We start from the raw sequence: 24,551 nt of genomic DNA on the forward strand, positions 1-24,551 counted from the left end.
GCCCGGCTTAGTAGTAGGGCAATATTCCCTTTTTGAGGTTGTGACGAACCGCCAGGCTGTTAGCGGCCACGGCGACCTGCGTCATGAACGAGCCCCACGGTTGGCGCCAATTAAGCATTTTGACAAAGCGCTTGGCGATGAAACTCGACGAGTAGCATCTCATGTAAAACTTCATGAAATGGCTGTCGAGTTCGGCGGGCGTGAAATTCTTCGGCTTGAAGACCGTTTGATAGGACGTGTATCGCCAGAAGTCTTTGTGCAACAGGCTACCGTCGGCATTCATTCGATCATACAGCCGTGTTCCCGGGTACGGCGTGATGATGTAGGGGTTGACCATGAACCGATGCTTTTCGACGAAGTGGTAGGTTTTCTCAAAGGTCGCGGGCGTGTCGTTGGCAAAACCGAACATGAGGTTGGCGCACACGGTGATGCCGTATTTCTGGAACAGTTTTGTCTTGGCGACGTAATCCTCCACCTTGTTCACGTTTTTCTTCCCGACGGCCGCGAGGTTCTCGGGGTCCAAGGTTTCAATGCCGATTACGGCGTATCGGAATCCGCTGCGCGCCGCCAGCGCGAGCACTCGTTCGTCATCGGCCAGCCGGATGGAAACCTGACTCATCCAGAAAATCTTCAGTGGAATCAGCGCCTGGAAAAGTTCGGCGGAGTAATCGAGACGTCCGGCAATGTTGTCGTCGACGAAGCCGATGAAACGGCTGCCGGTCGCCTTGATATCGCGCGCCACATCGGCGGGCGGCCGCAAGCGATATTTGTGACCGTAAAACGTCGTGACGCTACAATATTCGCAATTGTACGGGCAGCCGCGGGACGCCTCGGCGGGTAAGACGTCGTTGAGGTACTTCTTCTTGTCGATCAGGTCGAAGCGCGGCAGGGGTTGTTGGTCCATGTCGCACAAGCGGTCGGCCTGGTAGCGCGGCTTGAGGTTTCCCGCCGCCGCATCGGCCAGAACGTCTTTCCAAATAAGTTCGGCTTCGCCGCAGACAAGCGCGTCGGCTTTTTCCTGCGCTTCTTCGGGGAAGAGCGTCGGATGAAAACCGCCCAGCACGACTTTCTTGCCGCGAGCCCGGAATTGTTCGGCGATTTCGTAGCCGCGCCGTGAATGCAGAGTGGTCGTCGTGATGCCCACCAAATCGTAATCGCCGTCGTAGTTGATTTTGTCCGTATAGTCGTTGGCGACTTCGATTTCCCAATCCGACGGCGTGAGGCCGGCGAGCAGATAAACCGACAGGGGAATGAGAAACGCCTTTTTGCGGCGCAAAGGCGTGCCGTCATCCTGCAATTGCGAAGGGCTGACCAGCAGGAGTTTCATGAGGTTGTCTCCCGGTAAGATTTCAAAATCGTCCAAGCCTCATCACGATAGCAAAAAGCGGCACGCGTGAGAATGCGCAAAAGCGTTCAACGCAAACGAGCGGGCGCCGGCGATTTCCGGGCGACTACATGTCGCGGGCGCGCGGCGGTTTCGCAAAACGGTCGAAGGCCGTGTAGACGCAGGGAATCAGATACAGCGTAAAGAAGGTTGAGACCAAGACGCCGCCGATGGTGACCATGGCGATGGCGGCGCGGAACTCGGCGCCGCTGCCCATGATCTGCGGCGTCAGGCTGATGGCGATGGCGCTGTTCATCATGATGATCGGGCGCAGGCGTTCGCCGGCAGCTTCAACCAGCGCCTCTCGCACGGCAAGGCCTTCGAGTCGAAACTGCGTGACGCGGTCCAAGATTAGAATCGCGTTGTTGACCACGATGCCCACGAGCATGACCACGGCCATCAAGCTCATCATGTTGAGCGATATGCCCGAGAGGAACAGCGCCAGCGAGACGCCGATCAATCCGAGGGGCAGGGTCAGCATGATGGTGATGGGGTGGATGAAACTTTCGAGCACCGCGGCCAGCACCATGTAGGTCAGGATGATGGCTAGAATCAACGCTTCGAAAATGTACTGGAAGGTTTCGGCCATGAACTCGGACTGGCCGGCGAAGTGAAGCAGGTAGCCGGGTTCGATGTCGATGTTCTTGGCGATCAACGTCTCCAGAGCGGACTGTCTATCGCCGAGGGTGCCCGATCCGACGTTGGCGTTAACGGTGACCATCCGGCGTTTGTTCTTGCGGTTGATCTCCGTTTCAGCGGTGCTGAAACTGAAATCGCCCAATTGAGACAGCGGAATGTAGTCGTCGCCGATACGCAGGAACATTTCTTCAAAGTCGGAGGCGACCCGTCGCTGATCTTGCTGGAGCTGCACGCGAATATCGTACTCCTCGTCGCTTTCCTTGTAGCGTGTCTTTACCTCGCCTTCGAAGGCGAGGCGCAAAACCTGCCCGACCATGGCCGTGTTCACGCCGTAGGCCGCCATCTGTTCGCGGTCGGGGACAAAGGTCAGTTCGGGCTTGCCGGTGACGTAATCCGAACGGATATCCACCAAGCCGTCGACTTGACGCATCTGCGCCATGAGTTGCTCGGCGTAGTCGTTGATTTTTGCCAGGTCTTCGCCGATCACCTGGACCTGCAGTCCCTGGCCCGGGCCGTGGGTGCTGAGGCCAACCGAAATCTCCGCGGCGGGAATCCCGGCCAAGTACGGGCGGGCGCGGTCGACGATTTGCTTGGCCGATAGGTCGCGTTCGGAGCTGTCGATCAGCTTGAAGACAATGTTCCCTTCCTCCACGCCTCTGGTGGTGCCTCCGATCGACTGCAATCCCGCCTCGATATATTGGCCGAATTGCTCGGTCATGCGTTTGTCGATTTCCTGAAAGACTTCGTCGCTTTTGCGCAGGCTGGTGCCGGCGGGCAACTTGACCGACACGCTGACGACGTTCTGATCGGACTGCGGAAAGAGTTCGGACCCGACGAAGCCGAAAAGCATAACGCCGCCGAAGAACGCAACCACCGCCGTGAGTACAATCACCCAACGATGGCGCAGGCTCCAGGCAATGCTGCGTTTGTACTCGCCGGCCAGGCTCGCATAGCCCTTATCCCACGCGTCGCCGAACTTTTTGACGGCGCCAAGTTCGTGCTTTTTGCCGCCTTGGCGGAAAAACGCCGCCGCGAGCATCGGTACGAGGGTGAAGCACATGAACAGTGAGAAGAGGGTCGCGAAAACGACCGTCAAGCCGAACTGCTTGAAGAATTGACCGATGATGCCTTGCATGAACGCGATCGGCGTGAACACAACCAGGTTCGTGGCGGTCGAAGCGATGACCGCAATGGCGACGCGGGTGGTACCGTTGATCGCCGCTTCATCTGCCGGCTCGCCGCGGGCGATATGCAGGCTGATGCTTTCCAGCACGACGATCGCGTTGGCTACCAGCACGCCGACGCTGACGCCCAGGCCCATCAGAGAAATAACATTGAGGGTGAAGCCGGCGAACATCATCGGCATGAAGGTGCCGATAATCGCGGCCGGAATCGAAATCGAGGCGATGAAAGTGGCGCGGATGTCGTGCAAAAACAGCCAGAGCAGCCCGGCAGTCAGCAGAATGCCGAGCAGAATACTGGTCGTGGCGTCGCGAACCGAGTCGACGATGTACTCAGCCGAATCCTGTACCGTTTCGATTTTGATGTCGCTGGGCAAGATTTCTTGCAAGGCGGCAACTTCTTTTTGAATATTGGCCGAAATCGCCACCGTGTTGCCTTCTGATTTTTTCTGGATTTCGAGGCTGACGGCTTCACGCCCGGCATATCGGGCTTGGGTGCGGGGTTCGGCGTAGGTGTCGATGACTTCCGCGACGTCGCGTACGTAAACCTGCGTGCCGTGGGGCGTGGGGACCAGTACGTCGCGGATCTGGTCGAGGTTGGCGTATTTCGCCTGCAAGCGCAGGGAAAGTTCGTTCTGAGTGGAAATGATGCGGCCGACGGGGAAGTCGACGTTCTCGGCCGTCACCGCCATCAGCACATCGGCAACCGAAAGGCCGTAGGCGCGCAGGGCGTAGCGGTCGAGCGCCACGCGGATTTCCCGTTCGCGTCCACCGACGATGTCCACCGACGAGACGCCCTCGATCTTGGCGAGTTGGTCTTTGATCTTCTCGTCGGCGATACGGTAGGTTTCTTCCAACGAGCGCGGGCTGCTGACCGCGAGCTGCATGATCGGCTCGTCGGTCGGGTTGAATTTGAACACCGCGGGCGGCTCGGCGTCATCGGGCAATTCGGCGCGAATGCGCTCGATCTTATCTTTCACCTCGATGGCCTTGAGGTCTTCGTCGGCGCCCAACTCAAACTCGAGAAAGATAAACGAAAGGTTTTCCGAACTTCGCGATTGCATGCGCTCGAGGTTGGAAACCGAGAACACTTCGTCCTCGATTCTCTGGGTGATCTGACTTTCGACCTCTTTGGGACCGGCGCCGGGGTAGATCGTCTGAATCATCACGAAGGGGAATTCGATTTCCGGCATCAGCTCTTGCGCCAGGTCTCGATAGCCACGGAAACCGACGACGACGAAGAGCATGATCATCATCGTGGTAAGTACAGGACGGCGGACAGCCAGCTTGGCGAGGAACATGGATGCGTCTCCTTAGAGCTGCTCGACGACCTTGTGGATTTGCACTTTCTCGCCGCCGGACAAGAGGTTGGCGCCCCAAACGACAACCTGTTCTCCGGCCTGCAAGCCGTCTTCCACCACAACCATCTTATTATTGTGCGGACCGATGACGATCGGCCGCTTCTCCGCTTTGTTCTCACCGCCGACGACGAATACGAAATATCCCTTGGCATCGGTGTGCAGGGCGTCAGACGGGACTTGCAGCGCGTTTTCTTGGAAGTCGGTGCGAATCTTCACGCGTTGCAGGGTTCCCGGGGGCAGGAGGCCGTTGGAATCGAGAATGGCCTCCACCAAAAACAGCCGCGTCTTGGGATCGGCCGACAGGCTCACGCAGCAGACCTGGCCCGACGCAAGTTCGTTATCCCCGTTTTCAACGACCATGGCTACTTGCCCGGCCGCGATTTTTTTGATGTCTGAACTGGATACGTCCATCTTCACGCGGGCCTGATCCGTCTTGGCGACGACGGCCAGCGTCTCGCCCGGTTCGACCTTTTGCCCGGCCCGCACGCGCACGTCAGTCACCACGCCCGCAATCGGCGTTTTAAGCGTTAGCGAAGCGGCCGCGTCGCGCGACACCGCCCGGGCGGTGTCCATGGCCAGGCGCGCTCGATCGAGTTGGCTGTCGCTGAGCGCGCCCGCTTCGTGCAAGGGCTGAAGGCGGTCGAATTCCCGCTTGGCCGTCTCGTACTGCAAACGCGCCCCTTCGCGCGCGGCATACGATTGCGTCGACGACAAGGCATCCAACGAAACGATCGCGCGCCCTGCGCCGACTTTTTGCCCCTGTTGCACGTGCACCGTGCGGATCCGAGCGGGCATGTTGGCGTAAATCGACGCCTGGTTGATGCCTTCGAGGGCGCCTGTCTTCTCCAACCACTTCTCGAACGTGGCGTTTTGGATGGCATAAACGTCTACGGGAACGCCATCGGCGCGGCGCACGTCATCGATACTCGGCGTTTTCTCACCCTTACCGGCGGTGAAGAAGCGAAAAGCAATCAAACCGGCGAGGCCGAGAACAATAATCGCAATGATGATGTTGCGAAGTTTCATCGCGTGGGATCCTCTTGTTTATTCTCCCATCGCTCGCTGCAAGCGGGCGCGGGCGTCATTCAGATCAAATAGCGTCGCGGCCAAACCGAGTTTGGCCCGATTCAAATTATTGCGTGCGTCGGTCACTTCCAATCGCGTACCGAGTCCGTTTTCGAAACGAAGCTGCGCCAAGTGGTTGGCTTCGGCGGCCACTTCCACGGCTTTCATGTTCGCGGCGACCATTGCTTCAGTGGTGCGAATTTGTTTTGCCAAACTCGTCACTTCCAATTTAATTCCGCGCGTTGCCTGAGCGATTTGCAGGCGGGACGTCTGCCGTTTGGCGGCCATCTGCTTCATCCGGCCGTAAGCGCGCAATCCGTCGAAAAGCGGGACATACAACTGCACGCCGAAATTGAGCGACGGCTGGAAACCGTCGGAGGCGTCGCCGGGCTCATCCTCGGGCCAGATTTGCTTATCGGAACCACCCGATTGGGCGTAGGTTGCGTTAGCCGTGAGGGTGGGCAGGTAGAGCGCGCGGGCGATCTTGTGCGAATAATCGTACATGTCTTTTTGCAGGCTCAAGGCGCGCAATTCCGGGCGCTGCAGAACCGCGCGGCGCACGAATTCAGAGACATCGCCTTCAAGCGACTCGAATTTCAATTCGCCGACAATGGATACCGTGCGATCCAGCGGCTCACCGATGACATGCAGCAAGGCCTGCTTCGCGGTTTCGAGGTTGCGCTCGGCGGCCATTACGGTGGGCTCGGCCATCGCCAGTTCCGACTCGACGATCAGCAGATCGAAGCGGCTCATCACGCCTTGCTTCGCCTTGTTGCGTACCACGTCGTACGTTTCTTTGGTTAGCTTCAGGTTTGACTCGGCGACACTCAGCGCCTCTTGCGCGAAAAGCACGGTCAAAAACGACTGGCGGGTTTGCAGCGCCACATCCTTGACCGCCAACTGCTTGTTTTCGCGCGCGATCTTCTTAAAGACCGATCCTAAGCGAATGGCATTGCTCACCTTGCCGAAGGTGAACAGATTCTGCTCGGCCATGAGGCGGAAATCCCACTCGTGCTGGGAATTGAAATACTGCTTTGATTTTTCCAGCGGCGGCGCGCCCATTTGCGCCAACAGCGGATTGAAGGCCGTCATATCGACTTCGGAAAAACGTCGCTCGAGATGGCGCGTGTAACCGACCACGCCGCTGATCTGCGGGAAGGCGTCGGCGGCGTATTCCCGATACGTGCCCTTGGCTTCGTTAATCGACTCATCAGCGATGCGCACCGATTCGTTATGGGATAGGGCCAGCTCAACGGCTTTTTCGATGGTCAGGCGCAAGGGGAGGAGGTCATTCTCCGCCGCCCGTGCCGCATCGACGGCCAAGGCCGCCAAGATGGCGCATACACTCAAGCAGGCGAACCAGAAACGGCCTCCATGATGCATCATATCTTGTTTCTCCCGTTTGGCTGCAATCGGCATAGCATATAAAAACCAGGCTTCAAGTCAAGGGTTTCAATACCAAATGGTACGGTTATGTCCACAATAAATATCGATTGCTTGCGCCTCATCTGGTCAGGGGAGGGGCAAGCAATAAACCGAACGCGAAAAATGACGCTTTAGCTTCCAAAAATCAAGCGGTTACCAGACTTTTGGCAAAGTTTTTTATTGCGTCGCAATCTCCAACTGTCAAGAAATGCGCGCCATGTAAAGCATAACTATTCGACAAGAAGCGAATCTTGCGAATATTTCCGGAACGGTAAAGGAGCGTCGGGCGGTTACCGAAGCATGGCCGGATTGGTCACTGGGGGGGCGATAGACCGGCACATCCACTCTTGCTCCTGTGCGAAGCAGCGAACGGTTCCGTCGATATCGGTGCGCCAAATCTCTGTCCCGCGTCGACGCAACGACTGCATAACACTCGGCGCGGGAAACCTATATCGGTTTTGGAAACCGACCGGTATTAGCGCGAGCCGCGGGGAGACGGCGTCCAAAAAAGCCGGTGTGCTGCTGCTGGGCGAGCCGTGGTGGCCCACTTGTAGCATCTCGACATCCAAGTCGGCGCCACCGGCGAGTATGTGGGATTCAGCGGACCGCTCCATATCGCCGGTTACCAATAGGTTGCGCGGTCCTGCGGCAATTCGCAGAGCGAGCGAGCGGTCGTTTGCTCTCCACGCCAAAGGCGGCTCTTCCGGCGGATTGAGTACGTCTACTTGCAGCCTGTCGAATCTGAATGACTCGCCGGCTTTCAGTTCCCGCACCGGAATTTGCTTTTCCCGAGCCCGCGCGAGCAACCACAGGTAGTCTCCCGCGTTTTCGGCCGCAAAGGGTCGCGCCGCCGTCCAGATCTCTCCAACGCGGAGGTTCTCCAAGACCGCGTGCAAGCCAAGGCAATGATCGGGGTCGGCATGCGTGACGACCAGGACGTCGACGGCTGGTACGCGTTCGGCCAACAGATAGGGCAGCACGAGTCGCCCGCGCGGGTCGTAGCCGCCGTCAATCAGGAGGTGACGCCCGCCCGCGGTGCGTACATGCAGCGACATGCCTTGGCCGACGTCGATCATCGTCACTTGGGTTTGCGCCGGGAAACGGTGCGCGAGGCGTGGCGTGAATATCAGACTTACCGTGAGGACCGCCGCCGTCGCCCACGCGGCCCGCCGAATCCAACGCCGCGACCAATACGGTACCGACACGAAAAGAAGCACAAGCAAGGCAAGTTCAATCACCGTGGGCCGACCAAGGTACCTCTCGCCCCCGCCGAGGGCGTCGATGAGCAGCGCGACTCCCCATACCTGATCGGCGGCAAGCGCGGCGACCGCCCACAGCCAGCCTGTAACCGCCGGGGCCAACCAAGCCGCGGCACTCCCGGCCAGAAGCGGGGGAATAACCAAAGAAGTGTAGATCGGCAAGGCGACCAGGTTGGCGACCAGCGCGCCGGGGGCGATCGTGCCGAAGTGCCAAAGGGAAATCGGCACCGTGGCCAGGAACGCGGCGGCGGACATGACAAGTCCCCGCACCAACCAGCGACGTGCGGGCGAAAGTAATGGCCGCGGGGCAACTTCTTCCTCGAACGTTTTGAGTTCGGAAAGCTTGCGGCCCAGACCCGCCCAGTGAATCATGCCCGCGACCGCCGCGAAGCTGTACTGGAAGCCGGCTTGCCAAAGAGCGCCCGGATACACGGTCAGCACGACGCAGGCTGCCGCCGCGAGGGCGATAAGCGGGTCACGACGCCGGCCTACGTATAAGGCGAGCATCGCAATGACGAACATGACGCAGGCCCGCAGAACGCTGGTGCTCGCGCCCGCTAACGCCGTGTACAACAACGCCACGGGAAGCGCGAAAAGAACGGCGAGACGGCCCGGGTGAAAGCGGTGGCCCAGCGCCGGAAAACGGCTGAACGCGAACCAAAGAAGAAGAAAAACCAAGCCGGCGACGGCCGAAATGTGCAGGCCCGACACGACCAACACGTGCCCGATCCCCGCGCGACGGTATGACTCGCGAATGTCGGGCCGAAGCAGCGCTTTCTCACCGAGGACCAGCGCTCGCGCCAAGGCCCCTGTTTCCGCCGGAGCCGCCGCCGCCCGTTGCCGAACCTTTTCGCGTATGGCCTCCAACAAGGAATGAAAAGTAATTCCTTCCGAGGCGATTTGCCGGATCGAATTGGCGCTGTACAGGCGGCCGCGTAGATAGATTCCCTGCGTGATCTCGCCCCAATCCCATCGGTAGACGCCGGGCGTGCGGGGCGACGCGATGTATTCGAGGCGCGTGCGCAGGCGGACTGTCGCGCCGCATTCGACGGGTGGCAGGGTGTGACGAAAGTGGATGCGCACCTTACCCGCGGCGGTCGTCCAGCTATCGTCGTCGGCGATGATTTTGTGTGCCTTCAAAACGAAGGAGCCGCCGCCGTCGTTGTTCATCAGCGGTGGATCGAACATCGCCCCTTCGATAGTGACCATGCCGGTGTGAACCCAATGAGCGAGGTGGTTTGCCGGAAGCTTAGGCCGAACCACGCCATCAATGCGCCATAGGCCCAGTGCGAAGGCGAGGAGTGCCAACGCGGCGATTCCCGCGATCCTCCGGTTTCGTTTCCACGCCAGCAGTAAGAGGATTCCAGCAGCCGCGACCGCGACAACGGCGAGAATCACGGCGTGCTCGAAGTAGCGACCCACGTACAAACCCAGCCCCAGAGCGAACGCGGCGGGAATCAGCGGGCGACGAATCATTCTCGGTTCAAGTGCTCGTGAATCGTTTGCGCGAGTTTCGGCCCGATCCCCGGCGCCCGGGTGAGTTCGTCCCGGGTGGCTTGGCGGATGCGTTTGACGCTGCCGAAGGTTTTCAGGAGGGCTTTTTGCTTGGCCTTACCCAAGCCCGGCACGGCGTCCAGCGCGCCGGCGACCATTTTCTTGGAGCGTAATTTTCGGTGGTATTCGATCGCGAACCGGTGCGCTTCGTCGCGCAGCCTTTGCAGCAAGTGCAGGGCGTTGCTGCCGGCAAGGAAGGTCACGGCATTTTTGCGGCCGGGCAGATAGACTTTGTCCTTCGGCGAAGTGTCGCCCGCGGCGAGGTTCTTGATTTTTGTGATCGCGGCCACCGGTTGAGCGGTGAGGCCGAGTTCCTTCAATACGGACACGGCCACACTCAAGTGGCCCTTGCCGCCGTCGATGAGCAGCAAGTCGGGTAGATCGCCGTCCCGCATGCCGCGCGCCAGGCGCCGTTGCAGCACTTCACGCATCATGGCGAAGTCGTCGGGTTCGTCTTTGGTGCGCACGCGGTAGTGCCGGTAGCCGGATTTGTCGGGCTCGCCCTGCGTGAAGCGAACTTGCGAACCCACGGCCAGCTTGCCCTGAACATTGGATATGTCGAAGCACTCAATGACGTCCGGCTGACGTGCCAGATGGAGTTTCTCGACGAGGCTTTGCAGCACTTCGGCCGGCGTGACCAGCGACGAACGCCGCGCGTCGAAGTGGCGTTTGGCGTTCTTGTGCGCCATGAGCACCCACTGGCGTCCCGCGCCGCGTTGGGCGGGGCGAACATCGATACGGTGGCCGGCAAGATCGGTCAACCATTCGGCAAGGAGGTCGGGGCCGCCCTCGGGCTCCAAGGGCAACAAAATCTGCTCGGGTAGGAAGTTGTCGCCGGAGTAATAGATGCCGATGAGTTGGCGGAGGATCTGGGCGTCGCTGTCCTCAATGTTCGTAAACGGATAGATGCGCTGGCCCGTAATCGCGCCGCTGCGAACGAATAACTGGCAAATCACGACAGCCGATCCCTCGCGGTATAAGCCGAACGCGTCGCGGTCGCCTTTGCCGTGGTGCACGATTCGCTGGCGCTCAAGTGATTTTTCGATTGCCGCGATGCGGTTGCGTGCGAGCGCGGCCTCTTCGAATTCCAGGTTGGCGGCGAGCGTTTGCATCTGCAGGCGAAGCTGTTTGATCAGTTCCGGCAACCGCCCGGCGAAGAAGAGCTTCACTTCATCGACGAGCGCTTCGTAATCCTCGCGATCGACATAGCCGACGCACGGCGCGAGGCAGCGGCCGATTTGGTATTGCAGACAGGGGCGGTCGCGCGCGGCGAAGTTGTGGTTGCTGCACTTGCGCAGTCGGAACGCGGCGTTGATGAACTTCATGGTTTCGCGAATGGCGCGGGCGTCGGAATAGGGGCCGTAGTAAAGATTGCCGTCGCGTTTCACTTTGCGCACTACGTATAGGCGCGGGAAGCGGTGCAAGAGGTCAAGCTTCAGGCTGATGAACCGCTTGTCGTCACGGAGCCGAATGTTGTAGCGCGGATAGTGAGTCTGGATGAGCGTCGCTTCCAGAATCAGCGCCTCTTTCTCCGAGGCGGTAACGATCCATTCCAAATCGGCGATACGCGCCACCAACAAGCGGGTCTTGCCGTCCTTGTCTTCCACGCGCTGGAAGTAGGACCGGACTCGATTTCGCAATACTTTGGCTTTGCCGACGTAGATGATTTTCCCGTCGGCGTCCTTCCAAATGTACACACCGGGATCGGCGGGCACGCGGCGAATTTTATTTCGGAGTTTGTCCGGCGTCATGCGTGAACGAAAGCCGGTACGAGGCACACAAACACCAAGGGCTCGTCGCCGGTATTGCGGATTTGGTGCATCGCCATCGGCGCCACATAGGCGGTGTGTCCGGGGGCGACCGGAATGACGTCCTCGGCGTGCTGCACTTCGCCCTTTCCGGTATGGAAGAAAATCTCGTGCTCGAAATCGTGTTGATGGTGCGGCGTGTATCCTCCCGGGGCGACCTCGAAGACGCGCATGACGAAGCGGGGCGCGCCCTCCCGCGGGCCGATGACCACGCGCATCGTCACGTCTTGCACTTCATCGCCGGGGACCGGTTCGGCCGGGACATCGGTATACGGTTTGACGCTCATCGGACCTCCCTCTTTTCGGCTTATTTTATTCGCTTGGCGGGCCGAGGCAAAGGCGCGGCGTTAACGGCGCTTCATGCGAACGGGCCGCCGGCTGCGCGCACCGGCTTGCTTGAGCGCGGGGGTGGTACGCCGCATTCCGAGTTGGCGCTCTTCCAGTTCGTCGATTCGGTCGCGGAGCGTCGCGGCGCGCTCGAAGTCGAGGTTCTGCGCGGCGTCGAGCATTTCGCGCTTCAATTGCGCGATGACCACGGGCAGGTCCTCGGGTCTCACGTCGCCCTCATCGGCCTCGTCGACGGGCACGGTGACGTAATCCGCCTCGTAGACGCTGGCCAGCACGTCCGAGATACTCTTGATGATCGATGCCGGCGTGATGCCGTGCTCTTCGTTGTATTGCCGCTGCTTCTCGCGCCGGCGATCGGTCTCCTCCAACGCGCGACCCATCGAGCGCGTGACTTTGTCGGCGTACATGATCACCTTGCCCTCCACGTTGCGCGCCGCGCGACCGATAGTCTGAATGAGGGCCGTGGCCGAGCGCAAGAAGCCCTCTTTGTCGGCGTCGAGAATCGCCACGAGGCCGACTTCCGGCAGGTCGAGACCCTCCCGCAGCAGGTTGATGCCGACGAGCACGAAGAATTTGCCCTGCCGCAGTTCCCGCAAGATGACGGTTCGTTCGAGGGTGTCGATCTCGCTGTGCAGATAGCGGACGGGGACGCCGAGGTTGCGGTAGTAATCGGTCAAGTCTTCGGCCATGCGCTTGGTCAGCGTCGTCACCAGCACGCGCTGGTTTTTCTCGATGCGGGTCTTGATCTCCTCGAGCAGGTCGTCCACTTGGTTCTCGATCGGGCGGACTTCCACTTCGGGATCGATCAACCCGGTCGGGCGGATGATCTGCTCGACGATCTCGCCGGCACACCTTTCCATCTCGTACGACCCCGGTGTGGCCGAGATAAAGATAAGTTGGCCGACGCGCTCTTCAAACTCAGCGAACCTCAGCGGGCGGTTATCCATTGCGGAGGGCAGGCGGAAGCCGTACTCGACGAGGTTCGCTTTGCGGCTGCGGTCACCTTTGAACATGGCGTTGAGCTGCGGAACGGTTTGGTGCGATTCGTCCAAGATCATCAGGAAGTCGTCGGGAAAGTAATCGAGTAAAACGCTGGGCGGTTCGCCCGCGGCGCGGCCGTCGAGGTGGCGGCTGTAATTCTCGATGCCGTTGCAGTAACCAAGCTCGCGCATCATTTCCAGGTCGAAGAGGGTGCGTTCGCGCAGGCGTTGTTCCTCGATCCATTTTTCGATGCCGTGCAATTGTTCGGTGCGTTCTTCGAGTTCGACGCGAATGGCCTTGGTCGCGCGCTCCATTTGATCGGGGGGCGTGACGTAGTGGCTGTTGGGGAAAATCGCCACGCTGTCCATCTCGCGCAGAACCACGCCGCGTAGGGGATCAATTTGGCGGATGGCTTCGATTTCGTCACCGAACATCTCGATCCGCACTGCGGCTTCGTCCTCGTAGGCTGGAAAAATCTCCACCACGTCGCCGCGCGCCCGAAAGGTGCCGCGGAAGAAATCGACGTCGTTGCGCTCGTATTGCATTTCGACGAAATGCCGCAGCAACTGCTGGCGGTCGATTTCCTGGCCGACGTGGAATTGCGTGAGCATTTGCCGGTAGAAATCCGGCGCGCCCAGCCCGTAGATGCAACTCACTGAAGCGACGATGATGACGTCGCGGCGGGTCAGGACGCTGCGTGTGGCGCTGTGGCGCAAGCGGTCGATGCGCTCGTTCACCGACGAGTCTTTTTCGATGTAGGTGTCGGTCGAAGGGATATACGCCTCGGGCTGATAGTAGTCGTAGTAAGACACGAAGAACTCGACGGCGTTTTCGGGGAACAATTGCTTGAACTCGCCGTAAAGTTGGGCGGCGAGCGTTTTGTTGTGCGCCAGGACCAGGGCGGGGCGTCCGAGGCGGGCGATCACGTTGGCGATGGTGAAGGTCTTCCCCGAGCCGGTGACGCCCAACAGTGTTTGGTGGGGGCGTCCGGATTCCAAGCCCTTGGTCAGCGCGTCGATGGCCGCCGGCTGGTCACCGGTCGGTTGGTATTCGGAGACGAGCTTGAAGGCGCTCATGTTTCTACCCCGCAGTAGCGTGCGACTTCGACGATGCTATATGAGTAATCACTCGGCGTCGGGGCGGGCAACCGTGACCAGCCAGGGTGTCCGACCCTCACGGTACGGATTCCCGAGCAGATCGCCGAACAGCGACTCCAGCCGCCAACCGCATTCGCGCAGTATGTTTTCGATTTCGGGCGGCTCGTAGGCGCGATGCCAGATGCTGCACTCCGTGAGCCGTTCGGTTTTCAAGTCGAGGGTGAAAACACGGTGGACCTGCGTGTTACGCGTGCGGAAAAAACGCTTCTCTTCCAGCCATAGGTGGCGACTGTCGCAAAAGATGCTTCGCTCGCAGACCATCCACGAGCGGCCGATGTCTTCCATTAATTGCCACCGAGACGCGAGGTCGAGGACCAGCACACCGCCGGGCGCGATCCACGAACGGATGCGCGAGAGCAAGCGGCGAAAATCATCTTCAGGAAACGCGTTGGCCTGCGCGTACAAGACATATACGGCGTCGAAACTTTGCGGCGCAAAATCGACCCGGCGCGCATCTTCTAGGACGAAGTCGATGGCCAGCTTGCGTTTCGCGGCCTCGGCGCGGGCGTGCTCGATAGCGGCCGGCGCAAAATCGACGCCGGTCACTTTGTGTCCCATTTGCGCGAAGCGCATGGCATACAACCCGGGGCCGCAGGTTAGATCACAGATCCGGGCGGGCTGGGAAAGGGTGTCGGTGAACAACCCGTCCAAAAACGCAGTTTCGGCTTCCACTTGGTCGGGTTGCCGACTCGCCTGGTCATGCTCGGGATTCAAGTGCAGCGCCAGTGTCCGGCGCGAAATCTCCGGGTCGTCCCAGGGGAAAAAGCACCAGGAATTCGGGTGTGGTTCCTTATCGGCCAGCGATTGCAGCCGCACCAGCAAGTCGATATTTTTGTTGCTCATCTTCCAGTCGAATGATCAGAAACAGCCGCCGCTGTCGTTATCGTTGTCATCATCGTCGTCACCCGCGGAATCGTTGTTGTCGTCGTCATCGTCATCGTCGTCCCCGGAGTCGTCATCGGAGGCATCGTCATCAGAGGCGTCGTCATCGACTGCGTCGTCGTCGGTGGTGTCGTCGTCATCGCCCCCGTCGGCGTTGATGTATTCGACTTTGAGCTCGGTGTCACTCCCGGCGGTCGTCGAAGCGGTGAGTTGAACGTCGTAGGTGCCGGGATTCTGGAACACGTGGGTCGGGCTGGCCAGCGTTGAGGTCTGGCCGTCGCCGAAGCTCCATTGATAGCCGCTGATGTTGCAGCCGGCGCCCGCGGTGCTCAAGTCGGTGAAGTGAACGGTGAGCGGCGCGTCGCCGGAGACGACGTCGGCTTCGAAATCGACCTCGGGCAGAGGGCACTGCGCGGTGACGTAATTAAACTTACGCTCGAATTCTTCGCCGCCGGGACCCGTGGTAGTCAGCTTGACCGTGTAGCGCCCGGCATCATCGTAGGTGTGCAAGGGGTCTTGGTCGGTCGAGGTAGCTCCGTCGCCGAAGTCCCAAAGGTAGTCGGCGATCGAGCCGGTCGACAGATCGGTGAACTGCACGGCCAGCGGCGCTTCGCCCTGGCGCGGCGTCCCCTCGAAATCGGGATCGGGCGCGCCGATATAGGCGTTGATGTAATTCGTGCGTACGATGGTGTCGGTGCCGGCCGCGCCGACCACGGTCAAGGAAACCGTGTAGTAGCCTTCTTCGTCGTAAGTGTGCTGGGGATTTTGATCGGTGGACGTGTCGCCGTCGCCGAAATCCCAATCCCACGAGGTCGGGGTGCCGGAAGACTGATCCGCGAAGTTGACCAGCAAGGGAATGACGCCGCTGGTGGCTGACGCACTAAAAGCGGCGATGAGCGCGGGCGTGCCGATGGCGTCCAGGTCGTAGCCGTCGTTTTGCCCGGCGTCGCCGAGGTCCAGTGAGTCGTCTACAATCTTCACGTAGCGCACGGAAGACAGGCCGGTGCCGTTCAGGTCGAACTCATCGGTGCCGAGGCCGCTGCCGATTTCAACCCACTCATCGGCCCACGCGACTTTGCCGTACAGTGTGAAATCTTCATCGCCATCGGTGTAGCTTTCGTAGACGGCGATGTCGTTGCCGGCGCCGTCGGCGATGCCGCCGGGTCCCAGGTCGAGCAGCACCGAACCGCCGTTGCCGATGGAGAAGTAGTCACCGTCGGTACGGCCGAGAACATTGTGTGCGTCGAGGTGCGAATCCTCACTGTTGGGGCACTCGCTTTGAAGCCAGCGATAGGCGAAGGTTTTCGGCGTGTCGTCGGGGGTCGGAATGACGGTCATCGTTGCCGGGGCGCCGTCGGCCACGACCACGGTTTCCGTGTAGGCTTCATAGCCGTCGGCTTCGATGGTGACATCGTAGGTGCCGGGTAGGAGGAACTTGTGGAAGTCGCCGACTTCGGGATCGTTGAAGGTATACCACTTGCCGTCGACGAACACCGTAGCGGCGATCGGCTCCTTCGCTGATGTTTGTACGACGCCGTGCAAGCCTTCACTCGCCTGTTGCATCAGCCACAACATCGAGGGCTCGTGGTCTTCGGCGACGCCGATGGCGGTGGAGAAAGCGCATTCCTTGGCATAGCTCAACTCGACGGTCCAGGCGGCAATACCGTGGCTGCCGTACATTTCGTCTTTCGTCGAGCCGTGAATCTTGTACATGCCGCTTGAGCCCTGGAACCAATCGTTGAGCAGCGGGTCGAGGCACACGTCGCAATAATTTTCGCCGAGGTAGTCGAACTCATCCCAATCGCCGGGTTCGTCATAGTGGTACGACCACGGCAGGCTGATCGACACGGTGCCGCTGTGCGCCGAAACACCGAACACGAAGGGCTGATGATCGACCCAAACATTGGCTAAGGTCTGGGTCTCAGGCTCAGAGTGCAGGGCCGGGCCGCTGTTATACTCGTACGGATCCCACATGTAGCCGTTGTTCCGGTTCATGTCGACGCCGTTTTCGTTGTACCGGCTGCGTCCGTAGGTCGGGTGGTCGTAGTTGCCGTCGGGATTGGTCAACGGCACGAAGAAGATTTCGCGCTCGTTGATCATGGCGGTAACGTCCGGATTCGTGCCGTACTCGGTCAGCAACCATTCGATGATATGCAAGGCGTGCACGTAGGCGGCGATCTCGTCGCCGTGGATGTTGTTTTCGAAGAACAGAGCCGGTTCGTTTTCGTTGGTGGTAACATTGTCCGAAATCTTTACCAAGTGTAGATCCCGTCCCAATACACTTTGCCCCACGACCTCCACCGTCATCAGCGTCGGGTAGGTGGCCGCCAGGTCGTTAAGGAAATCGCACACTTCGCCGTGATCGAAGTAGTGGTCCAACACGGGCCTGTCGTCGCTGGGGACATCGAGCTGCGCCGCTTCAGCGCTGCCCACGCGGCGTGCCGCCACCCATTGGTCGAGGTCGTCGATGAGGATATCGACTTCGAAGCCGGCGTCGACCAGATCGTCAATCGCGTCATGGGAAGTAACGATTTGCACATAACCGGGCCGGTCGCATTCCTCAAAACCGATCGGGAACGTCGACAGGCGGTCGATGGTTTGCCAATTCGGCGCATACACCTGCGCCACAGTCTTGACCGTCGCGGCGGCCGCGAGTGCGGGGATAAAAACAACCACAAGAAGTACGAGAAAAAAACGACGCCACATGGTTACGACTCCTTAACAAGTTACGCGCTATTTTGGGGTCACGCGCCAAAATAATCAACCAATTCGCGCGGCGGGATATTTCGACGTGAGATTGAACGTTTGTTTCGCTTTGAACTACCCGAGAGGAAGGGGCGTCTGATATTCTACACGACGAGAATCCGATTGACGCTCCTCGACGGAGGGTCCTACACTTCGGCGCGGAGGTTTATTGCGCAACAAAATTCTCTACAGCGCGCTGATCGCGGTGTTAATGGTCGGCGGCTTGGCGATTATCGCTCGCCTGTTGCCGGGCACGGAGAGCATTTTCGACGATTCCGCGGGTGACACCGGTGACAGCGACCAGGATAACTCCCTCGATTGCCGGTGGGCATGCGAGCGGCTGGCCATGTGCCGGCATCCGCTGGCCGGCGAGACGTGCGAGGATCTGTGCCGCGATTCCTGGGACGAAGAGACGATACGTTGCGTGCAATTCGCCGCTTGCCGGGAGATTACCGGCGAATGTCTGGACGCCGCGGCGGACGTTGGATGCGAAGCGGCGTGCGAAAAAGTCGAGGATTGCGGGCTGTTCCTCTCAGGCGAGAATTGCCTGGAAACCTGCCGCGCGGAATGGGACCGGGACCTGCGTGAATGTCTCACGATGACCGAGTGCGACGAAATTGAGGCCGTCTGCCTTCCGGCCATTCAACCCACCGAATGCACGCTGTTTTGCGATAAACTAGCTGAGTGTGATTTGCTACCCGGCAGCGACGCCGGGGATTGCTTGGAATCGTGTCTCACGCTCGACGATCCCGAACTGCGGGAATGCGTCGCGCAGGTGGCGTGCGAATTGATCGAACCCGTGTGTCTCGCCGATGATTACGACCCGCTTTGCCTCGAAGCCTGTCAGCGGTTGGAGGCGTGTGAAGCACTGGGCGATATCGAGCCGGACTACTGTCCCGCGGCGTGCATGGGAGCCTGGGACGACGGCACGCTGGCTTGTCTATTCGACCGCGCGTGTGAGGAATTGGAACCGGTTTGCCTGGGGCGGGCCGAGCCCGTATGCGAGGACGTTTGCGGCAAGCTCGTCGAGTGCGGTCTGGAAGACGAACCGGCGGATTGCGCCATCACTTGCTCGACAAGTCTAAGCGATGAAGGCAGGCAGTGCATTTTAGAAGCGCCGTGCGAACAGATCGACGGCGTATGCTTCGGCGTGCAGCCGGATCTGTGCGCGGTGGTGTGTGAGAAGCTGATCAATTGCGAACTGGATGAGGATTTCGAGGTCTGCTACGCGGCGTGCGAGCAGGCGCCGGACCTCGCGTTGATCCGCTGCATCCTTGCGTTTCCATGCGCGGCGATCGTCGACAACTGCTCGTAGCCGAGTCTTGAACGCACATTCAAGCTGTTCTAGTATCGACGCTCCCTAAGAAAAACGAAATTTCCTTGCAGGAGGTTGAGCGATGAAAACCTTGCGCGTGGCGGAAATCGGCATGGGATGGATATCCCATGTTCATATCCAATCATTACAAATGATCCCCGGTGTCCAGGTCGTCTGCCAGTGGGGATTGCCGGGCGAAGACGGCAAGACCTTCGCCGACAAATACGGCATTCCGGAATTCATGTCCGACTACGACGCGTTGCTGGCGCGCCAAGACATCGACGCCTTGTCGATCGGTCTGCCGAACTACAAACACTTTGAATATGCCAAGAAAGCGTTGGAGGCGGGCAAGCACATCATGCTTGAGAAACCGCTCGTGCTGCGCCTTGCCCAAGCGGACGAACTTTTGGAAATCGCCAAGAAGAACGGATTGATTATCGGATACGCCGAGGAACTCTGTTACGTACCGAAGTTCGTCCACGCCAAGAAGATCGCCGACGCAGGCGGCTTGGGCGATGTGTTCCTGGTGCGGCAACACGAAAAGCACGCCGGCGCGTACTCGCCTTGGTTTTTCAAGGCCGAAACGGCCGGGGGCGGCATCTTGATGGACATGGGCTGCCACGCGATCGAGTGCTGCCGTTGGGTGCTCGGCAAGCCGGCGGTGAAGTCGGTGTACTGCCAGGCGGATTTGTTCGTGCACAAGCAGATCACCGAATTGGACGACCACGTGATCATGATCATCGAGTTCGAGACCGGGCAAATCGCCCAGGTAGAGTCGTCCTGGACGCAAAAGGGCGGCATGATCAGTTGGCTGGAAATTCAGGGCACCGAAGGCAACGCCCACGCCGAACTGTTGCAGATCGGCAGCGGCGTGCGCGTGTACTCGGAAAAAGGGTACAGCACCGGGGATTTCGTCGAGGGCGATACCAACGGTTGGCATTTCCCCGACGTGGAGTGGCTTTTCAACAACGGCTATCCGCAGGAAATGGCCGACTGGGTCGGTTGTGTTCGCAACGGCGGCACGCCGGTGGAGAGCGGTGAGGACGGCCGCGCCGTGCTGGAAATCATGATCGCCGCCTACCTTTCAGCCGCGGAGGGTCGGAAAGTCATATTCCCCTTCGACGACCCCGACGACTACGATGTGCCGGTCGACATTTGGCTGCGGTCACGCAAAAAGTAACCTGGGTCGACACAACGCGACATAGCGGTGCAATCCAAGGAGTTTGAGTGGCGGAAAAAGTTTACGTCGGACTCGACAGCGGCGGTACCAAAACCGAAGTGGCGATCCTCGCCCGCAACGGGGCCGTTCTGACTCAGCAACTAACCGGCCCAGTGCGTCTGACGGCTCGACGCGCTTCGAAGACGATTGTCGCCCGCACGAAAGAAATCATCAGTTTCTCGCTCGAAGAGGCGGGGGCGGCGTGGGATGACGTGGCGTATTTCGGCTTCGGCATGTGCGGGGCCGACTACGCGGACGAACTACCCGCACAGCGCCGATCCCTGGCTCGCGGTCTCGGGATTCCGGAAGATGAAATTGCCCTGGTCAACGACGGCGTGGCAGCCCTTTGGGGAGGCAGCGACAAACAGCGCGCCGTGATTCTGCAGTTGGGAACGGCTTTCACGGCGGCCTACCGGTCCGGCTTTGGGTCCGAAACCCCTTTCGATCACTTGAACGCCGGGGTGATGATGGAAGTCAGGCGCGCCATCCTGATCGCCGCTGCGCGCGTGTGGGACGGGCGACTGCCGAAATCAATCCTCTTGGAATTACTGCTCACGCACTTCGAGGAAAAGAGCCCCGTGGACATCATGCGCAAATACGTGCGCGGCACACTCGATACGTGGAAAATGCTGACCGTCATCGTCCCGTGGAAAACCGCGGTGGAAAAGGGCGATGAGGTTTCGCTGATGATCCTGGAAGAAGCGGCGGAAATCTTCGCCGGCGACGTGTGTTTCATGATCGATAAAATTCATAACGAGCCGGTAGACGTTGTACTCGGTGGCGGCCTGCTGGCGTACAGCCCGGCGCGTTTTCGCCGACGGATCGGCGAATTGATCCGCGTGCAACATCCCCGCGTCACGATCCATCCGCCCCGCCTGCAGCCCGCTGTCGGAGCCGCCGTGATGGCCGCTTATTTGGACGGCCGGGAGCCGGGGCCGTTTTACCGTGGGGCGCGGGCCTCACTGAAGGGTTGAAAAGAATGGCCGAAGAAATTCGCCTTGGTTTCTGTGGCGCAGGAAAAATCGTCGAAACGCATTTAGCGGCCTTGGAGCGCGTGGAAGGGATGAGCGCTACGGCCGTGTCCAGCCGTACCAAAAAAAATGCGCGCCGCTTGGCGCGTCGTTTCAAGGTGCCGGTCGCGACCGACGATCACCAGCAAGTCATCGATTCGCCGCAGGTTGACGTCGTATTCGTGGCCGCGCCGAACTACCTACATGCGCCGTTAGTCATTGCCGCCACGCAGGCCGGCAAGCACGTGATTGTCGAGAAGCCGCTGGCGACGAACCTCGTCGAGGGCAAAAAGATGGCCGCCGCGGTCCGCAAAGCCGGCGTGGAATTGTTTTACGCCGAGCAGTTGCCGCTTGCACCCAAGTCGCAGGCGCTGGCAGCGGCGGTGGCGGCCGGGGAGTTCGGCGATTTGCATTTCGCGAGGCAGGTCGAGCGACACTCCGGGCCCTATTCGCCGTGGTTTTTCCGCAAGGAAACCGCCGGCGGCGGGGTGTTGGTCGATTTAGGCTGCCACTCGATTTCGGTGCTTCTCGATCTGTTGCCGGGCCGCGAAATCGAGGCCGTCAGCGGGTTGATCCGCACCTACCGTCACACCGACGGCGACGTGGAAGACTTCTCGCTAGTGCGCATGGAATTTGCCGGTGGCGCGGTGGCCGAGGCCGAGAACAGTTGGTGCTATCTGGGCGGATTCGAATCGGTCACCGAAGTATACGGCGCGGAGGGCAACGCCGTCGTTGATATCGGCAAAGGATCAGGCGTGACGGCGTTTCTCGAGGGAAGACATCTGGGCGACCGGGACGGCGAGGGCGGGTGGCACAGTCCGCAACACGATCCGCTTTGGGAGAACGGTTACATCGCGCAATTCGAAGCGATTAAGGCGACGTTGCGGGAGGGCGCACCATATCCGCAGACCGTCGAAGACGGTTTACGAGTGTTGCGCATCATGACGGCCGCTTACCAATCAGCCGCGCGAGGCGGTCGACCGGCGCGGGGGCCTTTCTAGCCGCGTTTATTTATCGAGAACGTGAATGGCGGCGTGGTAGACCCGCTCGCCGCCCGGCTTCAGAAGAACCACACCGAATTTCTCGTCGAAAGCTTCCTGCGTGACGGAATCGTCCATTCCCTGCCACGGCTCGATGCAAATGAAGGGCGCGTCGGCGTCGGACCAAATGCCCAAATGCGGGTAATCGGGAAACTCGACCCGCACGCCGGTCGATTCGTCGGGGTCCAGTAGCTCGACCACGCGGCGTTCGGACGGCGTCGCCGAAAGATCGAACATGTAGGTGCCGTCCAGCTCTTTTTCCGTGAACGGGAAATCCCCGTCGAGAGTGACACGCCGCGTTTCTCCGGTGAGGTAGCAATCGGGATCGTTGAGTACTTGCACGGATTCACCGGCGGGCAATCGCAGATGGCAGGATGCTTTTTCGCCGCTTATTTGCGGCGTGTTGAAGCCGGGGTGCCAACCCAGTTGGAAGGGCATGGGTTTTTCGTCGAGGTTGCGAACGGTCATTTGCTGTTCGAGGTGGTCGGCGTACAAAGCGTAGCGGATCCACAACTCGAATCGCCACGGATAGAGCGCGAGCGTCTCCGGCCCGGCGATCAAATGGTAATTCAATACGTAGTGCTCATCGTCTCCGGCGTGACCGAGCAGTTCGAATTGACTGTGCCGGGCAAAACCGTGTTGCTTTTTGAACGACACGTCGATGCCGTCGGTCGTACGGCTGCGTAGGTTGTGGACGCCGCCGACGATGGGAAAGAGCACCGTCGCGTGTCCTTTCCAGAAATTAGGCGGGTCATCTACGCAGGCATCGCGCCAAATCAGGCCGAACTCGCCGCGGGTTGGGTGACGCCGGGTCAGGCCGATCATTTCCGCGCCGAGACGACGCACGGTCAGCGTTAAGCCGTCGCCGCGCACGACGTCAAGATTCGCCTGCGGGTCGTGGGCGTATGTGAATTCCATTGTGGTGTCCTTTGCAGCGGGCGGCTACGAAGTACGTGACAGCATACGCAGTTGAAGCATCGCCGCCAGAAGCTCGCGAAGCCGTTCTGGAGGGAGACGGCTATTGTCCAGCAAATCTTGAACGGTGTGCGGTGTTTTCAGCGTGACCATCCAACGCTTCTCGTCGTTGCCCAAATCGAGGACGTTCATCCGAATGGGCGCGGAGTTATTGAGTATTACGCGTTGATCGAGCCATTTGGCGAAATGCTCCTCGAATTGTTCCGGCTCCACCGAGTGGCGGGCCGCCCCGAAGGCCACCTTCGCCAGCAACAAGTTTCGCGGTTCCAGCAACTCTTCGTCGAAAAAGCCGCGTTCGAGTCGATAGGGCCCGGATTCCCAGGTGAAAACGGGGGCGAGCTTGCTAATGATTTGCCGGTCTAGGGCGTCGAATAGCTGCGGCGGAGAAATCAGATTTCGCTGTCGCAGCAGTTCGCCGAAGCGCAAATTAAGCTTGGCGGCCTCACCAACCAGGTTTTCAACATTGGTTGCATCCAAGTGTCGGCAGGCGACCAAGATGTCGCCGAGTCCCAGCGCCTCCAAGTACGCGCTGCGAAGATCGACGACCCGCCCGCTGACCAGAATGATCTCCCGCCGTTGCTCGCCTTCGCCGAGTAACAACTGGCCGGTCAACTGGTGGCGAATCAGCGTACCGAGCAAACGTCCTAAACGAACGTCGGCCAAGTCGCCGTGTACCGGGATTTTTTTCGTCGTGGGGCTGATAGTTCTCTTTTCCACGATTTGCGGGACGCGCGAGCCGCCGGTTTCGAGCATGGAGCGAATACGCGGTTTTTCGTCGATATCGCCCAGCATATACGCCACCAGCCGCACAATTTTCTTCAACGGAACGGGCAGCGCCACATACTCGTCGATGTCCCATTTATGCCGCGCCTTGAGTTGGTGCGTCGTGCTGGCGATTGCGCTGGTAACCAGGATTTTCGCGCCGCAGGATTCCCGAATTTCGGAGCACAAAAGGGGTATGTTAACTTGTGGGAAAAGCGCATTGAGAATAACGAGGTCCGGTTGGAAATTGCGGACTGCGTACGCAATTTCGTCGGCGTGTTGCACGTGACTCCACTTGTATTCCAACTCGTCAAGTGCGGGCGTCAAGTTGTCGACTTCCCGGTGATCCGGCGTCAGCAACAAAATTCTGCTAGCGTTCATCGGGCCTCCCGAGATGATTGTTCTATCGGCGCTTTTGGGGATATCCACAAATAAGCATAG

General features: G+C 59.8%; 16 protein-coding genes. 4 read left to right on the forward strand and 12 right to left on the reverse strand.

The genetic code is table 11. The features are described 5' to 3' along the window. Positions 1-7: 7 nt before the first annotated feature. The 10 genes from P9L99_03885 to P9L99_03930 all read right to left on the reverse strand — a co-directional run bounded on the left by P9L99_03885 (position 8) and on the right by P9L99_03930 (position 17,750). A complete protein-coding gene (locus tag P9L99_03885; protein ID MDP8222476.1) occupies positions 8-1,327 on the reverse strand; it encodes a radical SAM protein in 1,320 nt (439 codons plus the stop codon). 124 nt (positions 1,328-1,451) lie between these two features. Continuing rightward, a complete protein-coding gene (locus P9L99_03890) occupies positions 1,452-4,505 on the reverse strand; it encodes an efflux RND transporter permease subunit (GenBank protein MDP8222477.1) in 3,054 nt (1,017 codons plus the stop codon). 12 nt (positions 4,506-4,517) lie between these two features. Next, the gene (locus P9L99_03895; GenBank protein ID MDP8222478.1) at positions 4,518-5,591 is read right to left on the reverse strand and encodes an efflux RND transporter periplasmic adaptor subunit; all 1,074 of its coding nucleotides are present in this window, start codon (positions 5,589-5,591) and stop codon (positions 4,518-4,520) included. An 18-nt stretch (positions 5,592-5,609) separates the two neighbouring features. Beyond that, positions 5,610-7,016, reverse strand: a complete 1,407-nt coding sequence (locus tag P9L99_03900; protein ID MDP8222479.1) for a TolC family protein — start codon at positions 7,014-7,016, stop codon at positions 5,610-5,612. Between the two features lie 329 nt (positions 7,017-7,345). Beyond that, complete coding sequence (locus P9L99_03905) at positions 7,346-9,790, reverse strand: DNA internalization-related competence protein ComEC/Rec2 (GenBank protein ID MDP8222480.1); 2,445 nt, start codon at positions 9,788-9,790, stop codon at positions 7,346-7,348. Next, positions 9,787-11,619 carry an excinuclease ABC subunit UvrC gene (gene uvrC / locus P9L99_03910; protein ID MDP8222481.1) on the reverse strand — a complete coding sequence of 611 codons (1,833 nt, stop codon included), beginning with the start codon at positions 11,617-11,619 and terminating at the stop codon, positions 9,787-9,789. The genes P9L99_03905 and uvrC overlap by 4 nt, the downstream gene beginning before the upstream one ends. Then, positions 11,616-11,963: a cupin domain-containing protein gene (locus tag P9L99_03915; protein MDP8222482.1), complete on the reverse strand. Its 348-nt coding sequence runs from the start codon at positions 11,961-11,963 to the stop codon at positions 11,616-11,618. Before P9L99_03915 ends, uvrC begins: the two co-directional genes overlap by 4 nt. Before the next feature lie 60 nt (positions 11,964-12,023). Then, the gene (uvrB, locus tag P9L99_03920; protein MDP8222483.1) at positions 12,024-14,081 is read right to left on the reverse strand and encodes an excinuclease ABC subunit UvrB; all 2,058 of its coding nucleotides are present in this window, start codon (positions 14,079-14,081) and stop codon (positions 12,024-12,026) included. 48 nt (positions 14,082-14,129) lie between these two features. Further along, entirely contained in the window at positions 14,130-15,005 is an 876-nt protein-coding gene (locus P9L99_03925) for a class I SAM-dependent methyltransferase (GenBank protein ID MDP8222484.1), read from the reverse strand. 15 nt (positions 15,006-15,020) lie between these two features. Then, positions 15,021-17,750, reverse strand: coding sequence for a PKD domain-containing protein (locus tag P9L99_03930; protein ID MDP8222485.1), 2,730 nt, complete (start codon positions 17,748-17,750; stop codon positions 15,021-15,023). Positions 17,751-17,958: 208 nt separating this feature from the next. On the opposite strand from P9L99_03930, the gene P9L99_03935 reads away from it, so the two are divergent. From P9L99_03935 to P9L99_03950, 4 genes are all read left to right on the forward strand, one after another. Beyond that, a complete protein-coding gene (locus tag P9L99_03935; GenBank protein ID MDP8222486.1) occupies positions 17,959-19,104 on the forward strand; it encodes a hypothetical protein in 1,146 nt (381 codons plus the stop codon). 82 nt (positions 19,105-19,186) lie between these two features. Beyond that, positions 19,187-20,284, forward strand: a complete 1,098-nt coding sequence (locus P9L99_03940) for a Gfo/Idh/MocA family oxidoreductase (protein ID MDP8222487.1) — start codon at positions 19,187-19,189, stop codon at positions 20,282-20,284. A 47-nt stretch (positions 20,285-20,331) separates the two neighbouring features. Continuing rightward, positions 20,332-21,297, forward strand: coding sequence for a BadF/BadG/BcrA/BcrD ATPase family protein (locus tag P9L99_03945; GenBank protein ID MDP8222488.1), 966 nt, complete (start codon positions 20,332-20,334; stop codon positions 21,295-21,297). Positions 21,298-21,302: 5 nt separating this feature from the next. Beyond that, a complete protein-coding gene (locus P9L99_03950; protein ID MDP8222489.1) occupies positions 21,303-22,334 on the forward strand; it encodes a Gfo/Idh/MocA family oxidoreductase in 1,032 nt (343 codons plus the stop codon). A gap of 6 nt (positions 22,335-22,340) precedes the next feature. On the opposite strand, the gene P9L99_03955 is transcribed toward P9L99_03950, so the two are convergent. Continuing rightward, positions 22,341-23,291 (reverse strand): hypothetical protein, encoded by a 951-nt coding sequence (locus P9L99_03955; protein ID MDP8222490.1) that lies wholly within the window; start codon positions 23,289-23,291, stop codon positions 22,341-22,343. 24 nt (positions 23,292-23,315) lie between these two features. Further along, positions 23,316-24,491: a DUF4388 domain-containing protein gene (locus P9L99_03960; protein ID MDP8222491.1), complete on the reverse strand. Its 1,176-nt coding sequence runs from the start codon at positions 24,489-24,491 to the stop codon at positions 23,316-23,318. Between the last annotated feature and the right edge of the window lie 60 nt (positions 24,492-24,551).

Source organism: Candidatus Lernaella stagnicola (assembly GCA_030765525.1).
Lineage (GTDB): Bacteria > Lernaellota > Lernaellaia > Lernaellales > Lernaellaceae > Lernaella > Lernaella stagnicola.

Bases quoted from the DNA above. Each gene is read 5' to 3' on its own strand.
- P9L99_03930 (MDP8222485.1), bottom strand. From the start codon at position 17,750: ATGTGGCGTCGTTTTTTTCTCGTACTTCTTGTGGTTGTTTTTATCCCC.
- P9L99_03890 (MDP8222477.1), bottom strand. From the start codon at position 4,505: ATGTTCCTCGCCAAGCTGGCTGTCCGCCGTCCTGTACTTACCACGATG.
- P9L99_03960 (MDP8222491.1), bottom strand. From the start codon at position 24,491: ATGAACGCTAGCAGAATTTTGTTGCTGACGCCGGATCACCGGGAAGTC.
- P9L99_03895 (MDP8222478.1), bottom strand. From the start codon at position 5,591: ATGAAACTTCGCAACATCATCATTGCGATTATTGTTCTCGGCCTCGCC.
- uvrB (MDP8222483.1), bottom strand. From the start codon at position 14,081: ATGAGCGCCTTCAAGCTCGTCTCCGAATACCAACCGACCGGTGACCAG.
- P9L99_03885 (MDP8222476.1), bottom strand. From the start codon at position 1,327: ATGAAACTCCTGCTGGTCAGCCCTTCGCAATTGCAGGATGACGGCACG.
- P9L99_03905 (MDP8222480.1), bottom strand. From the start codon at position 9,790: ATGATTCGTCGCCCGCTGATTCCCGCCGCGTTCGCTCTGGGGCTGGGT.
- P9L99_03915 (MDP8222482.1), bottom strand. From the start codon at position 11,963: ATGAGCGTCAAACCGTATACCGATGTCCCGGCCGAACCGGTCCCCGGC.
- P9L99_03940 (MDP8222487.1), top strand. From the start codon at position 19,187: ATGAAAACCTTGCGCGTGGCGGAAATCGGCATGGGATGGATATCCCAT.
- P9L99_03950 (MDP8222489.1), top strand. From the start codon at position 21,303: ATGGCCGAAGAAATTCGCCTTGGTTTCTGTGGCGCAGGAAAAATCGTC.
- P9L99_03925 (MDP8222484.1), bottom strand. From the start codon at position 15,005: ATGAGCAACAAAAATATCGACTTGCTGGTGCGGCTGCAATCGCTGGCC.
- P9L99_03955 (MDP8222490.1), bottom strand. From the start codon at position 23,291: ATGGAATTCACATACGCCCACGACCCGCAGGCGAATCTTGACGTCGTG.
- P9L99_03900 (MDP8222479.1), bottom strand. From the start codon at position 7,016: ATGATGCATCATGGAGGCCGTTTCTGGTTCGCCTGCTTGAGTGTATGC.
- uvrC (MDP8222481.1), bottom strand. From the start codon at position 11,619: ATGACGCCGGACAAACTCCGAAATAAAATTCGCCGCGTGCCCGCCGAT.